Here is a 14,115-nt window from a genome sequence, read left to right as displayed (position 1 = left end):
AATGAAGAAAAAAGAGTCACCTAAAGAATTTAGCCGATCTTATATAAAAAATATTTTTAGAATAATTTTTATATCTGGTATAATTATATCTTTTGCAGTAATTGCTACAGCCTTTTTAGGATATATAAATATAAAAAATTCTCTTATAGCTAAAGCTAAGTCTCAAGATATTGTTTTTATGGTAAAATCAATGGCATCTAAGATAGATGGACGTATTAGCAGAGCTGTTGAAACTTCTTATATTTTTGCAAGAGATCCCTTGAATGTAGAGTGGGTAAATGGAGAAGAAAAGGATCAAAAGGTTGGAAAATTGGTTCTAAGTAATTTGGAAAGTATTGCAACTTCCTATGATTACAATTATTTTTTTATAGCAGGAGTAAAAACAAAAAATTATTATTTTAGGCAAAGTTTAAATAAAAACGATAAAAATTTTATAGTGTTATCGGAAAACAATCCTGAGGACAGATGGTTTTTTGAAACTCTTAAATCTAAAAAGCAAATGAGTTTTAATGTAAATTATGATCGTGTAATGGATGATACTTTTCTTTTTGTAAATACAATTATGGGAAGTGTAGAAAACCCTGTTGGTATAACAGGTGTTGCTTTAAGTCTCAACAACATAACAAAGGAATTTAAAGAATTTAAAGTAGGTAAAAAAAGCAACCTTTGGATGGTAGATGAAAAAGGTGTAATTAAACTGTCTGATAAAAGAGAAGATGTAGGAAAAAAAGTTGAAGAGTTTTTACCAAAAGATGTTGTTAAGCAGATTCAAAATCGACCTCTAAATGTTAAAGTAGCACAATATTATGATTCTAATGATGAAATTATGGACTATGCTTACTGTAAGTTAAACTCAACTGATTGGACTCTATTTTATGAAATTCCGAGAAAAGAAAGCATTTCTCTTATTAACTCGCTAAAAATTAATACTGTAATAACTGTAATCTTAGTTTTGTTATTTTTTATGCTTTTATATTACTTTATTTCTAAAAAAATCGCCAATCCATATAAACAGGCTATGATGATTAATGAGGAACTTGAAAATAAGGTCAGTGTGAGGACCCGAGAGCTTCAGGAGTCTAACGAAAAAATAAAAGATAGCATTGAATATGCTAAAAGACTGCAGGAGTCTATCTTGCCTTTAGATAAGGAAATGAAAAAAGTTTTTATGGATAGTTTTGTGATTTGGAAACCTAGGGATATAGTTGGAGGAGACTTTTTCTGGCTAAGAGAAATTAAAGATATGATTATATTAGCAGTAGGGGATTGTACAGGCCATGGTGTTCCAGGTGCACTTATGACTATGACTGTAAATGCAATATTACATGATATAGTAACTACTATAAATAGTGATGATCCTAGTACAATTTTAAAAGAACTTCATGTAAGGCTTAAGGAAACTTTAAATAAAAGTTCTAATCCTCAAAGTATAGATGATGGGCTGGATATAGCATTATTTTGTATAGATAAAAAATCTAATGTGATGTATTGTGGTGCTAATTTGGATTTATATATTAAGCGTGGTAAAGAAGTAAAAATTGTGAAACCTCAAACTAGAGGAGTTGGATATGATTATATAGAATTAAATCAATCTCTATGCAGTGAAGTTATATCAGCTGAGGAAGGAGATATACTTATTGTTAGTACAGATGGTTTTATCCACCAAAATGGAGGATCAAAAAACTATCCTTTTGGAAAGAAACGTTTGTATAATATGATACAAAAATGTGAAGCTCAAGATTTGGGTTCAATGAAAATTGAATTTGAAACAGTATTGCAGAATTACATGGGAAACAAGGAACAGAGAGATGATATTACTGTTTTTGCATTTAAATTAAAATAACTATAGATGTGGGGGGAAAGTAATGCCAGGTGATTCTGATTTTTTCGAAGCTGAAAAAGCATTGATTAAAGAAGCTCGAGAATTAATTAAAGGTGAAAAGTGTGATAAAAAAACTTTATTGAAAAGTTTTACTATTCTTACTGAACAGTTTGATAAACTCATAAGAGATGTGGAAAAGATAATAAAAATTAGTGATGGTCAACAAGAATACCTTCATAGAATTCAAGGTGATTTGAAAAAGGAAATTGAAGATAGAATAAGAGCAGAAGAAAAACTAAAATATTTTGCAGCTATAGATTCACTTACAGGATGCTATAATAGAGGTATGGGATTAGCATTTTTAGATACTGAATTGAATGCTATAAAGAGAAATAAGAGTTTCTTTTCTATATGTTATATAGATGTAAATGGATTGAAATATGTAAATGATAATTTTGGACACTTCGAAGGCGATGAACTTCTAGTAATGGTTTGTAGATTTATAAAAAAAGTTATAAGAAGTAATGATATTTTATGTAGATTAGGAGGAGATGAATTTTTAATTATTTTTTCAAATAGCAAAAAGGAAAATGTAGAAAAAGCTATAGAAAGAATTAATTTTGACATAAATTCAGAAAATGAAAAGAAGCTGAAGCCTTATTCTGTTTCATTTAGTTATGGGATATTCCAAGTGGATTATGGTAATAGTTTAAGTATTGATGAAATTATACAAAGGGCAGATGCAAAAATGTATGAAAATAAACAAAAATGTAAGAAATTAGGCTAAACTTAAAATTGAGATCCATATGGGGTTTCTAGCTTGAAAGTTAACTTATACGAATCATGTAATGACAAATTTCATCACGTTAAAAACTTTAATAAGTCTAAAGCTCGGCATTTTGAAAATCTAAGAAGCTTAGCTAAACTCATACTTCAAACATATCTAAGTTCCTAATATTTTCTAAAATACCTCGCTAAAATTTATTGAAAAGTTTTCAAATGTGCTTTCAATTTTGTCATTACATTTTATGTATAAGTTGATTTTTTTGATTAGAGACTCTATAGGTTATTTATAAATGAGGAATATTCAGCATGTAATTTTAATTTATCCTCTGCGCTGGCAAACGAAAAGTTTATTCCGTTTTCCGTAACTTTTTTAATATCTTCAATATCAAAATTTTGATATTTTACGAGACATTCGAGTTCCTTAGTTATAGTAGTATTTGATACAGTTGTATTATCTGTATTTACTGTTACAGCAAGTCCATAGTCCAAGTATTTTTTTATAGGATGTTCTTCGTAAGAATTTACAGCAGAAGTATTTACATTACTAGTTATACACATTTCTAATGGAATTTTATTTTTTGCCAGATATACGAGGGTATTTTTATCTTTATAGGCATAAGTTCCATGGCCTATTCTTTCAGCATGCAATAATTTTATAGATTTCATTATATTTTCTACTATACCCGTTTCACCAGCATGTACCGTACGGTGAATATTATAGTCCTTAGCTAAATCAAAAGGCTTTTTGTGTATTTCAGGTGGGAAGTCTGCTTCATTTCCTGCTAAATCCAGAGCAACTACTCCTTTACCTGCATATTTTTTGGCTGAATGGATAAGTTTTAGGGCTTTTTCTACAGGTTCATGTCTTAAAGCACATATAATTAAATTTGACATGATGTTTAGGTTACTTCTTCCATAATCCATAGCAGAAAGCACAGTTTCTATAACTTCATCTAAAGTTAATCCACCATCTAAATGGTTTAAAGGAGCAAACCTTATTTCAATATACTTTATATTTTCTTTTAACGCATCTTCTAATAATTCTAGAGTAACTCTATATATATATTCTTTTTTCTGCATTATTTTTATAGGTAGATAGAACTTATTCAAATATTCTTTTAAGGAATTACATTTTCCTAATACTTTAACTTCTTTCTGAAAGCTACTTAAATCATCATTTATAGTAGAAATATGTTCTTTTTTTGCAATATCCAAAATGGTTTCAGGTCGTATACTGCCATCTAAATGACAATGGAGATCTGTTTTTGGAATAAGTTTAATAAGTTTATTTAAGTTCATGAGTGTCCTCCTATTTTCCATTTTACTGGAATATTTGTGGAAATTTTATATTATAATACCATTATTAATAAAATTTTTCAATATAAGTACCATATTTTATAGTAATTTATATAAAAATATATTTTTAACAAGTATTGTAATTTATTAAAAAAAGTAATACAATAAAAAATGTTGTTAAAAATTTTTATGAGGATGGTAGAATTATGGAACAAATGGAAAAAATTAGAAAAGAATTAAATGAATTAGTTATTTTAAGTAATGATTTGTGTAGGGGAGAAGTATTAAGGCTAAGTCAGGAATTGGACAAGTTGATTTATTTACATTATAGAAATATGAATAATTGTAGAGAAAATATGAGATCATCTCTAATTTCTTAGGGGCTGAACAAATTTTTCATATTATGTTACTAAAAACTTATCCAGGTGTATCTGAACATGATATTTGTAGAAATGTATTAAAAACGGATGAAAAAGTTAGATAACTTATTTAAGTGAAGAGTAGATGTTCTGTATTTATTACTTTATATGATATAATAGTTTTTGTTCCGTTGGAACATGACAGCAAGGTTCAATTATTTAAAAATGAATTTATAAAAATTAATTTTTAAATAATGTTGACAAGATAAAAAAGACGTGATAAACTATAAAAGCTGTCGAAGTGAGACGGCAAAATGATCCTTGAAAATTAAACAGAGGAAGATATAAGTACAACTTATTTAGAATAAACCAGCAATTCTTTTGAGCTGCGAGAGCAGCTAAAAAAGTAATTTCGTAAGAATAATGTATTATATTTTGCTAACAAGCTGAAATGTAATATATTAAAATCAATAATAACGAGTAGTTCAAGGAAAGCCTTGAGTGAGGAGCGGAGTTTACTTAAGTAAATGAGCACCACAGCGAAAGGTTTGACGCAGAAATGCGAGGTTAGTATTGATTTTCAACAGAGCCATATAAACTTTTAAATTAAGAGTTTGATCCTGGCTCAGGACGAACGCTGGCGGCGTGCTTAACACATGCAAGTCGAGCGATGAAGCTCCTTCGGGAGTGGATTAGCGGCGGACGGGTGAGTAACACGTGGGTAACCTACCTCAAAGAGGGGGATAGCCTCCCGAAAGGGAGATTAATACCGCATAATAATCAGTTTTCACATGGAGACTGATTTAAAGGAGTAATCCGCTTTGAGATGGACCCGCGGCGCATTAGCTAGTTGGTAGGGTAACGGCCTACCAAGGCGACGATGCGTAGCCGACCTGAGAGGGTGATCGGCCACATTGGAACTGAGAGACGGTCCAGACTCCTACGGGAGGCAGCAGTGGGGAATATTGCACAATGGGCGAAAGCCTGATGCAGCAACGCCGCGTGAGTGAAGAAGGTTTTCGGATTGTAAAGCTCTGTCTTTGGGGACGATAATGACGGTACCCAAGGAGGAAGCCACGGCTAACTACGTGCCAGCAGCCGCGGTAATACGTAGGTGGCGAGCGTTGTCCGGAATTACTGGGCGTAAAGAGTGCGTAGGCGGATATTTAAGTGAGATGTGAAATACCCGGGCTTAACCCGGGCACTGCATTTCAAACTGGATATCTAGAGTGCGGGAGAGGAGAATGGAATTCCTAGTGTAGCGGTGAAATGCGTAGAGATTAGGAAGAACACCAGTGGCGAAGGCGATTCTCTGGACCGTAACTGACGCTGAGGCACGAAAGCGTGGGTAGCAAACAGGATTAGATACCCTGGTAGTCCACGCCGTAAACGATGAGTACTAGGTGTAGGAGGTATCGACCCCTTCTGTGCCGCAGTAAACACAATAAGTACTCCGCCTGGGAAGTACGATCGCAAGATTAAAACTCAAAGGAATTGACGGGGGCCCGCACAAGCAGCGGAGCATGTGGTTTAATTCGAAGCAACGCGAAGAACCTTACCTGGACTTGACATACCCTGAATATCTTAGAGATAAGAGAAGCCCTTCGGGGCAGGGATACAGGTGGTGCATGGTTGTCGTCAGCTCGTGTCGTGAGATGTTAGGTTAAGTCCTGCAACGAGCGCAACCCCTGTTGTTAGTTGCTAACATTTAGTTGAGCACTCTAGCAAGACTGCCGCGGTTAACGCGGAGGAAGGTGGGGATGACGTCAAATCATCATGCCCCTTATGTCCAGGGCAACACACGTGCTACAATGGGCAGTACAGAGAGAAGCAAGACCGCAAGGTGGAGCAAACCTCAAAAACTGCCCCCAGTTCGGATTGCAGGCTGAAACTCGCCTACATGAAGTTGGAGTTGCTAGTAATCGCGAATCAGAATGTCGCGGTGAATACGTTCCCGGGCCTTGTACACACCGCCCGTCACACCATGAGAGCTGGCAACACCCGAAGTCCGTAGTCTAACTTAGGAGGACGCGGCCGAAGGTGGGGTTAGTAATTGGGGTGAAGTCGTAACAAGGTAGCCGTAGGAGAACCTGCGGCTGGATCACCTCCTTTCTAGGGAGTCGAAAGATAGAGTATAATCTATCTTATAAATTGATGGTTTAAGTAAGTTAGAAAGTCTACTCTGTTTAATTTTGAAGGATCAGATAGATTCTTCTTTCAGTTTACAAGCAGTTAGGAATGTAAATTGAAAAATTGTCCTTTGAAAATTGCACAGTAAACAAGAAATAAAGTAAAGCTAAGGTTATAATATAACCTTTGTAGAATAAACTTTAGTATCATTTTAAACATTTAGAATGATATAAATAAAGGTCAAGCTACAAAGGGCGCATGGAGGATGCCTTGGCACCAGGAGCCTAAGAAGGACGCGATAAGCTGCGAAAAGCTCTGGGTAGGCGCAAATAGCCAGAGAACCAGAGATATCCGAATGGGGAAACCCACCTAGACAACGCTAGGTACTGCAAACTGAATACATAGGTTTGTAGAGGCAAACCCGGGGAACTGAAACATCTAAGTACCCGGAGGAAGAGAAAGAAACATCGATTTCCTAAGTAGCGGCGAGCGAAAGGGAAAGAGCCCAAACCAGGAACTTGTTCCTGGGGTTGCGGATAGATCATAAAAACTGTGAAGTGTTAATTGAAGAGAGCTGGAAGGCTCCGCCGTAGAAGGTAAAAGCCCTGTAAATGAAAACAAAGAGCAGTCAGATCTAATCCAGAGTACCACGAGACACGAGAAACCTTGTGGGAAACAGGGAGGACCACCTCCCAAGGCTAAATACTACCTGGTGACCGATAGAGAAGGAGTACCGTGAGGGAAAGGTGAAAAGAACCCCGGGAGGGGAGTGAAATAGAACCTGAAACCGTGTGTCCACAAACAGTCGAAGTACGTAAAGTACGACGGCGTGCTTTTTGTAGAACGAGCCAGCGAGTTACGATATGCAGCAAGGTTAAGTACTTAAGGTACGGAGCCGGAGGGAAACCGAGTCTGAAAAGGGCGAAAAGTTGTATGTTGTAGACCCGAAACCGAGTGACCTATCCATGGCCAGGTTGAAGCGGAAGTAAAATTCCGTGGAGGACCGAACCACGTTGGTGTTGAAAAACCATGGGATGAGCTGTGGATAGCGGAGAAATTCCAATCGAACTCGGAGATAGCTGGTTCTCCTCGAAATAGCTTTAGGGCTAGCGTCGGAAATGAGTAATGGAGGTAGAGCACTGAATGGGGTAGGGGCTGACAACAGTTACTGAACCTTATCAAACTCCGAATGCCATATACTTGAATTCCGGCAGTCAGACTGCGAATGATAAGATCCGTGGTCAAAAGGGAAACAGCCCAGACCACCAGCTAAGGTCCCAAAGTGTAAGTTAAGTGGGAAAGGATGTGTGATTTCTAAGACAACTAGGATGTTGGCTCAGAAGCAGCCACTCATTTAAAGAGTGCGTAATAGCTCACTAGTCAAGAGATCATGCGCCGAAAATGTCCGGGGCTAAAACTTACCACCGAAGCTGTGGACTCGAAAGAGTGGTAGAGGAGCATCCTGTATGAGTAGAAGTCGTACCGGAAGGAACGGTGGATTGTACAGGAGAGAGAATGCTGGCATAAGTAGCGAGAAATAAGTGAGAATCTTATTGGTCGAAAACCTAAGGTTTCCTGGGGAAGGTTCGTCCGCCCAGGGTAAGTCGGGACCTAAGCCGAGGCCGAAAGGCGTAGGTGATGGACAATCGGTTGAAATTCCGATACCGCATAAAAGCGTTTGACAAAAGGGATGACGCAGGAGGATAAGGTGTGCATACAAATGGATGTATGTCTAAGCATCGAGTCAGGTATACCAGGAAAATCCGGTATATCAATGATGAGGTGTTATGGGGAACCCGCAAGGGGAAGTACCTGATTTCACGCTGCCGAGAAAAGTCTCTATGGAGTTTTTATGTGCCCGTACCGCAAACCGACACAGGTAGGTGAGGAGAGAATCCTAAGACCATCGGAAGAATTGTTGTTAAGGAACTAGGCAAATTAACCCCGTAACTTAGGGAGAAGGGGAGCCACGCAAGTGGCCGCAGAGAAAAGGCTCAAGCAACTGTTTATCAAAAACACAGGTTTCTGCTAAAGCGAAAGCTGAAGTATAGGAGCTGACGCCTGCCCGGTGCTGGAAGGTTAAGGGGAAGACTTAGCGCAAGCGAAGGTCAGAACTTAAGCCCCAGTAAACGGCGGCCGTAACTATAACGGTCCTAAGGTAGCGAAATTCCTTGTCGGGTAAGTTCCGACCCGCACGAATGGCGTAATGATTTGAGCACTGTCTCGACAACAAATCCGGCGAAATTGAAGTGCAAGTGAAGATGCTTGCTACCCGCGATTGGACGGAAAGACCCCGTAGAGCTTTACTGCAGTTTAGCACTGAATTTCGGTATTGTCTGTACAGGATAGGTGGGAGACTAGGAAGTAGTGGCGCCAGCCATTACCGAGTCGATGTTGGGATACCACCCTGATAGTACTGGAATTCTAACCGGGCTCCATGAAACTGGAGACGGGACAATGTTAGGCGGGCAGTTTGACTGGGGCGGTCGCCTCCTAAAAAGTAACGGAGGCGTACAAAGGTTCCCTCAGAAGGGTTAGAAATTCTTCGAAGAGTGCAAAGGCAGAAGGGAGCTTGACTGCGACACAAACAGGTGGAGCAGGGACGAAAGTCGGGCTTAGTGATCCGGTGGTACCTCGTGGGAGGGCCATCGCTCAACGGATAAAAGCTACCTCGGGGATAACAGGCTGATCTCCCCCAAGAGTTCACATCGACGGGGAGGTTTGGCACCTCGATGTCGGCTCGTCGCATCCTGGGGCTGAAGTAGGTCCCAAGGGTTGGGCTGTTCGCCCATTAAAGCGGCACGCGAGCTGGGTTCAGAACGTCGTGAGACAGTTCGGTCCCTATCCGTCGCGGGCGCAGGAAATTTGAGAGGAGCTGTCCTTAGTACGAGAGGACCGGGATGGACCGACCGCTGGTGAACCAGTTGTTCCGCCAGGAGCATAGCTGGGTAGCCAAGTTGGGAAGGGATAAACGCTGAAAGCATCTAAGTGTGAAGCCCACCTCAAGATAAGATTTCCCATAGCGTAAGCTAGTAAGACCCCTCGAAGAACACGAGGAGATAGGTCAGAGGTGTAAGCAGGGCAACCTGTTAAGCTGACTGATACTAATAGGTCGAGGGCTTGACCAAATAAAAACGAAAGAAAAAAAGTTTACTGTGCAATTTTGAGAGGACAGAAAGTTCTCTTTAAAAATTAATATAAAAGAAAATTGATAGAAATAGAAATTTTCGATGATAATCTGGTGGTAATGACGTGAAGGTAACACCCCTTTCCATACCGAACAGGAAGGTTAAGCTTCAGGGTGCCGATGGTACTGCAGGGGAGGCTCTGTGGGAGAATAGGTCGCTGCCAGGTAAGTAAGATACCCATTGTATAGAACATTCTATGCAGTGGGTATTTAAGTATATGCTTAAAAGTAAAAATTAAAAAAGAAATGAAAGTAGATTAAGCTACTTTCATTTCTTTTTTAATCACAAATATATTATTTTTGTTTAACAATTCTTTCGATCCTATCTTTAGTTTCTTTAGGAAGCTTTATATCATAGTATCTTATAGAAGTGTTGAAATCCATATTAAGTGCTATACTTGCCGCAGTTTTTGTAGACAATATATTGTTGCTGCCAGGCATTTCACGTACAGCCATAATCTTATTTATTCTTTTTTGAAGTAATAATAATTTATCAAAATCTTTATTCATAAAGGTTTTATAAGTCTCGACCATTAATTTTGCTTGAGTATTAGTTTGAGTTCCTACAATACCATTTCCACCTATTATAAGGTTTGGTATGAGGTATTCATCGATTCCAGAGAAAACAGCAAAGTTTTTATGGACACTTTTAACCTTTTCTACAAAATTTCTTACATTAGCTAGGGCTGGAGTAGTATCTTTTACGCCGCCATTTGCTATATTTTCATATTTGTTAGCTAATTTTAAGACTAAATCTGGAGATAAATTTACCTTTGTATTTTGAGGAATATTGTATAATATCATAGGTAAATTTGTATTCTCTGCTATAATGGAGAAATATTCAAAAACATGATTGTCATCTAACTTAAAGTAAAATGGAGGTAAAACCAATATTGCATCTGCATTATTTTCTTCTGCAAATTTACCCAGTTCAATAACTTCTTTTAAATTGGTACTACCTGTGCCAACTATTAATTTAACTCTTCCATTTATAACTTCTAATGCAAATTTTATATACTGTTTTTTTTCTTCAAAAGTTAAATTAAAAAATTCACCTGTAGTTCCTAATATACATATTCCATATATTCCATCAGAAATTAATTTTTCAATCATAGCTTTATTTGATTTATTGTCAAATTGACCATTTTCATCAAAAATAGTTATCATTGGTGTAAAAACACCTTTTAACATAATACAATTCCTCCCAAGTTTTAGTATAATATTCCTATGAAATTAGAAATATTAACCTTTTTATATTATAATTATAATAACATTAATTCTAAATGAATAACCTTACAGAATCATTATCGTATTTATCGGAGTATATAGCAATGTTCAATTGCACAAATATTAATCGTTATCAGTTAAAGCTTTTTATTTATGTGCACATTGTAGCAGAATAAGATTTACTCTTATTATATAGTCAGGGGGAAGATTAATGGACATTAGCACCAAATTGGCTGAAGAAATAGTGGATAGAACTATGAAAGCGGTGAATAAAAATATTAATATAATGAATAAACAGGGTATTATAATAGCATCTGGTAATAAAGATAGAATTGGAAGCGTTCATGAGGGTGCAGTTCTTGCAATTGGAAGAAAATCTGAATTCAGTATTGATGAAAATCAATGTAGAAAGTTAAATGGAGTAGAACAGGGTACAAATATAGTTATTGAATTTGAACATGAAATTGTAGGAGTAATAGGTATTACTGGAAAAAGAGATGAGGTTATAGGATATGGTAAGCTTATCAAAATGACTGCAGAAATGATAATAGAACAAGCTTATGTTATGAAGGAACTTGAATGGAGTAACAGGGTTAAAGAGGATATGATACTTTCACTTATTAAAAATGATCAGGGATCATTTCGTTTGCTTGAAAAGTATACTAAAAAATTTAAAATAGCTTCTAATTATCCTATGACTATTTTTATTATACAGGTTAATTTTAAGCAGATTTCAAATAGAAAAGATTTGGATATATTAAAAAATATAGTGTCAATTTTAGAGGGTACTCTTAAAGAATCATTAGTAGCAGTTATTGACTCAAAGACTATTGTTTTATTATATAAGTGTCCAAATATAAAATATAAGGCTATAACTTGTAAGGATAGAATAGATGGGATTTATGAGAAAATACAAAATCAAACTAATACTGATGTAAAAATATCTGTTGGAAAGGTATATACTAAATTAAGTGATATACATAAATCCTATGAAATAGCCAGAGAAACACTTTTGTTTGGAGAAAAAAGCCATCCTGATAATAACGTGTACATTTTTGATGTAATGAAGTACGAAATGTTATTGTTTCAGGATAATGCACAATGGAAGATCAATGAATTAAAGGATTCTTATGGACTAATTGAACTAAATGATAAGAATGGTGAATTAAGAGAAACACTAAAAGTTTTCATAGAAGAAAATGGAGAGTTAAATAAAGTATCAAATAAATTATTTATACATAGAAATACCCTTAATTATCGTCTTAACAAAATATATAAGATTACTAATATGAATCCTAAAAATTATATTGATTTATTTTGGCTGTACTGCTCTATTATTAATTTTGAAACTAATAAAAATTAGTGGTTATAATTATGCAAAGAAAGGGATTGATATTTTGAGTTTAATAAGTGATGAAGAGATAGAACAAATTAGAAACATAAATCAAAAAAGACTGGTAAAATTGCCAGATGGAGCTTTAGTACCAGCATTAGGACAAGGCACATGGTATCTAGGTGAAAATTCACAAACGAAAAAAAGTGAGATAGAAACTCTTAGAATGGGAATAAAGCTTGGAATGACACTTATAGATACGGCAGAAATGTATGGAGATGGTGGTTCTGAAGTTTTAGTAGGTAAGGCAATAAAGGGCATTAGAGACAAGCTATTTATTGTATCTAAAGTATATCCACACAATGCAGGACTTTCAAATATAGTTACTGCTTGTGAAAATAGTTTAAGAAGATTGAATACAGATCATTTAGATTTATATCTTTTGCATTGGAGAGGAAGTGTGCCTTTTGAAGAAACGATAAAAGGCATGGAAAAATTGAAAAAGCAGGGAAAGATATTGAGATGGGGAGTATCAAATCTAGATACAGAAGATATGAAAGAATTTTTAAGTTGTAAAGATGGAGAAAATTGTATGGTTAATCAGGTATTATATCACCTGGGATCAAGAGGAATTGAATTTGATTTACTGCCATGGCAGAGAAAGCACAACATGCCAATTATGGCGTATTGTCCAATTGCCAAAGGCGGTAAACTGAGAAGACAGTTATTAGATGATCCTATTTTAATAAATATGGCGAAAAAATATAATGCAAAGCCATTACAGATACTTTTGGCCTGGAGCATAAGGACAAAGGATGTGATTGCAATTCCTAAAGCTTCCTGTGAGGAACACGTAATAGAAAATGCAAGATCTGGATCAATTGTTTTATCTAAAGAAGATTTAATTGAACTTGACAGGATATTTCCAAAGCCTACTAGGAAAGTAACTTTGGATGTACTTTAAAAATTTTTATTTGGGTTAATCTTTGAAATACATCTTCGTTTTAGTTATAATTAATCGAGTAAAACTTTATTAGATATATAAATATTTATCATAACGGAGGGAGTATTATGAAAATAAATCAATTACCAAAGTATTTCAAAGAAGTTGATGGCGAACTGTGGTTTGAGGAGTTTGAGGTTGAGAAAAAAAATTTAAAGATCACTTATAAAGTTAACAAGGTACTTTCTTATTTGAAATCCCCCTATCAAGAGATAGCTTTGATTGACACTGCGGCATTTGGACCATGTCTTGCACTAGATGGAATAATGCAGTCCACTTCTGCAGATGGGTTTATATATAATGAGATGATAACTCATATTCCAGTACTTACACATAAAAAACCAGAAAAGGTTTTGGTAATTGGTGGAGGAGATTGTGGGGCAGTGCGTGAACTTTCAAAGTATGAAGAACTTAAAACAATTGATATGGTTGAGTTGGATGAAATAGTAACAAGAGAATGTATAAAGTTTCTTCCAAAGATAAGTGGAGGAGCAAATTTTGATAAAAGGGTGAATTTCAAATTTGAAGATGGAGTTCAATATGTAAAAAACACAGATATTAAATATGATGTAATAGTAGTTGATTCACCAGATCCAGAGGGACCTGCCAAAGATTTATTTGGAGAAGAATTTTATAAAAATGTGAAAAAAACATTAAATTCTGACGGAGTAATGGTATGTCAAAGTGAATCTCCAATGCTGCATCGTGATATAATTGAAAGTACGAGAAAAATATTAAAGGATAATTTTAAAATTGTAAAAACATATGTAGCTTTTGTTCCTACTTATCCTGGAGGATTGTGGAGCTTTACAATGGCATCAGATGTCTATGATCCTTGCAATATAGATGTAGATAGATTGCCTTTAAATACCCGTTATTTAACAAAACAAATTGTAAAGTCCTGTTTTGACCTTCCAAATTTCATAAGTGATTTAAAATAAAGAAATAATAAATTTAGCTAACATTGTTATG

Annotated in this window: 8 protein-coding genes and 3 rRNA genes; 9 read left to right on the top strand and 2 right to left on the bottom strand. The window is 35.7% G+C overall.

What is annotated here, in order from left to right; all coding sequences use genetic code 11:
- Position 1: 1 nt before the first annotated feature.
- Together CLAU_RS03890 and CLAU_RS03885 are read left to right on the top strand one after the other, a co-directional pair.
- Positions 2–1,843, top strand: a complete 1,842-nt coding sequence (locus CLAU_RS03890; RefSeq protein ID WP_013239471.1) for a SpoIIE family protein phosphatase — start codon at positions 2–4, stop codon at positions 1,841–1,843.
- Between the two features lie 22 nt (positions 1,844–1,865).
- Positions 1,866–2,609 carry a GGDEF domain-containing protein gene (locus tag CLAU_RS03885; RefSeq protein ID WP_013239470.1) on the top strand — a complete coding sequence of 248 codons (744 nt, stop codon included), beginning with the start codon at positions 1,866–1,868 and terminating at the stop codon, positions 2,607–2,609.
- A 272-nt stretch (positions 2,610–2,881) separates the two neighbouring features.
- On the opposite strand, the gene add is transcribed toward CLAU_RS03885, so the two are convergent.
- Positions 2,882–3,907, bottom strand: coding sequence for an adenosine deaminase (gene add, locus CLAU_RS03880; RefSeq protein ID WP_013239469.1), 1,026 nt, complete (start codon positions 3,905–3,907; stop codon positions 2,882–2,884).
- A 203-nt stretch (positions 3,908–4,110) separates the two neighbouring features.
- Here add and CLAU_RS19900 point away from each other — a divergent pair, with 203 nt between their 5' ends.
- From CLAU_RS19900 to rrf, 4 genes are all read left to right on the top strand, one after another.
- Positions 4,111–4,284: an aspartyl-phosphate phosphatase Spo0E family protein gene (locus CLAU_RS19900; protein ID WP_013239468.1), complete on the top strand. Its 174-nt coding sequence runs from the start codon at positions 4,111–4,113 to the stop codon at positions 4,282–4,284.
- Positions 4,285–4,865: 581 nt separating this feature from the next.
- Positions 4,866–6,375, top strand: a 16S ribosomal RNA gene (locus CLAU_RS03875).
- A gap of 256 nt (positions 6,376–6,631) precedes the next feature.
- Positions 6,632–9,521, top strand: a 23S ribosomal RNA gene (locus CLAU_RS03870).
- Between the two features lie 109 nt (positions 9,522–9,630).
- Positions 9,631–9,747: ribosomal RNA gene (rrf, locus tag CLAU_RS03865) — 5S ribosomal RNA — on the top strand.
- The 16S, 23S and 5S rRNA genes sit together here, the layout of an rRNA operon.
- 127 nt (positions 9,748–9,874) lie before the next feature.
- Here the strand turns inward: rrf and CLAU_RS03860 are convergent.
- The gene (locus tag CLAU_RS03860) at positions 9,875–10,771 is read right to left on the bottom strand and encodes a dihydrodipicolinate synthase family protein (RefSeq protein WP_013239467.1); all 897 of its coding nucleotides are present in this window, start codon (positions 10,769–10,771) and stop codon (positions 9,875–9,877) included.
- A 247-nt stretch (positions 10,772–11,018) separates the two neighbouring features.
- On the opposite strand from CLAU_RS03860, the gene CLAU_RS03855 reads away from it, so the two are divergent.
- From CLAU_RS03855 to speE, 3 genes are all read left to right on the top strand, one after another.
- Positions 11,019–12,170: a sugar diacid recognition domain-containing protein gene (locus tag CLAU_RS03855; protein WP_013239466.1), complete on the top strand. Its 1,152-nt coding sequence runs from the start codon at positions 11,019–11,021 to the stop codon at positions 12,168–12,170.
- Positions 12,171–12,204: 34 nt separating this feature from the next.
- Positions 12,205–13,104 (top strand): aldo/keto reductase, encoded by a 900-nt coding sequence (locus CLAU_RS03850; RefSeq protein WP_013239465.1) that lies wholly within the window; start codon positions 12,205–12,207, stop codon positions 13,102–13,104.
- A gap of 107 nt (positions 13,105–13,211) precedes the next feature.
- On the top strand, positions 13,212–14,084 hold the full coding sequence (gene speE, locus CLAU_RS03845; protein WP_023161984.1) for a polyamine aminopropyltransferase: 873 nt from the start codon (positions 13,212–13,214) through the stop codon (positions 14,082–14,084).
- The last annotated feature ends 31 nt before the right edge of the window (positions 14,085–14,115 follow it).

Source organism: Clostridium autoethanogenum DSM 10061 (assembly GCF_001484725.1).
Taxonomy (GTDB): Bacteria; Bacillota; Clostridia; order Clostridiales; family Clostridiaceae; genus Clostridium_B; species Clostridium_B ljungdahlii.
The sequence above is the reverse complement of the archived record's forward strand: the minus strand, read 5'-3'. Positions and strand labels throughout refer to the sequence as shown.

What these genes read in the sequence shown, in the direction of transcription:
- CLAU_RS03890 (WP_013239471.1), top strand. Translation starts at nt 2, where the DNA reads ATGAAGAAAAAAGAGTCACCTAAAGAATTTAGCCGATCTTATATAAAA.
- CLAU_RS03885 (WP_013239470.1), top strand. Translation starts at nt 1,866, where the DNA reads ATGCCAGGTGATTCTGATTTTTTCGAAGCTGAAAAAGCATTGATTAAA.
- add (WP_013239469.1), bottom strand. Translation starts at nt 3,907, where the DNA reads ATGAACTTAAATAAACTTATTAAACTTATTCCAAAAACAGATCTCCAT.
- CLAU_RS19900 (WP_013239468.1), top strand. Translation starts at nt 4,111, where the DNA reads ATGGAACAAATGGAAAAAATTAGAAAAGAATTAAATGAATTAGTTATT.
- CLAU_RS03860 (WP_013239467.1), bottom strand. Translation starts at nt 10,771, where the DNA reads ATGTTAAAAGGTGTTTTTACACCAATGATAACTATTTTTGATGAAAAT.
- CLAU_RS03855 (WP_013239466.1), top strand. Translation starts at nt 11,019, where the DNA reads ATGGACATTAGCACCAAATTGGCTGAAGAAATAGTGGATAGAACTATG.
- speE (WP_023161984.1), top strand. Translation starts at nt 13,212, where the DNA reads ATGAAAATAAATCAATTACCAAAGTATTTCAAAGAAGTTGATGGCGAA.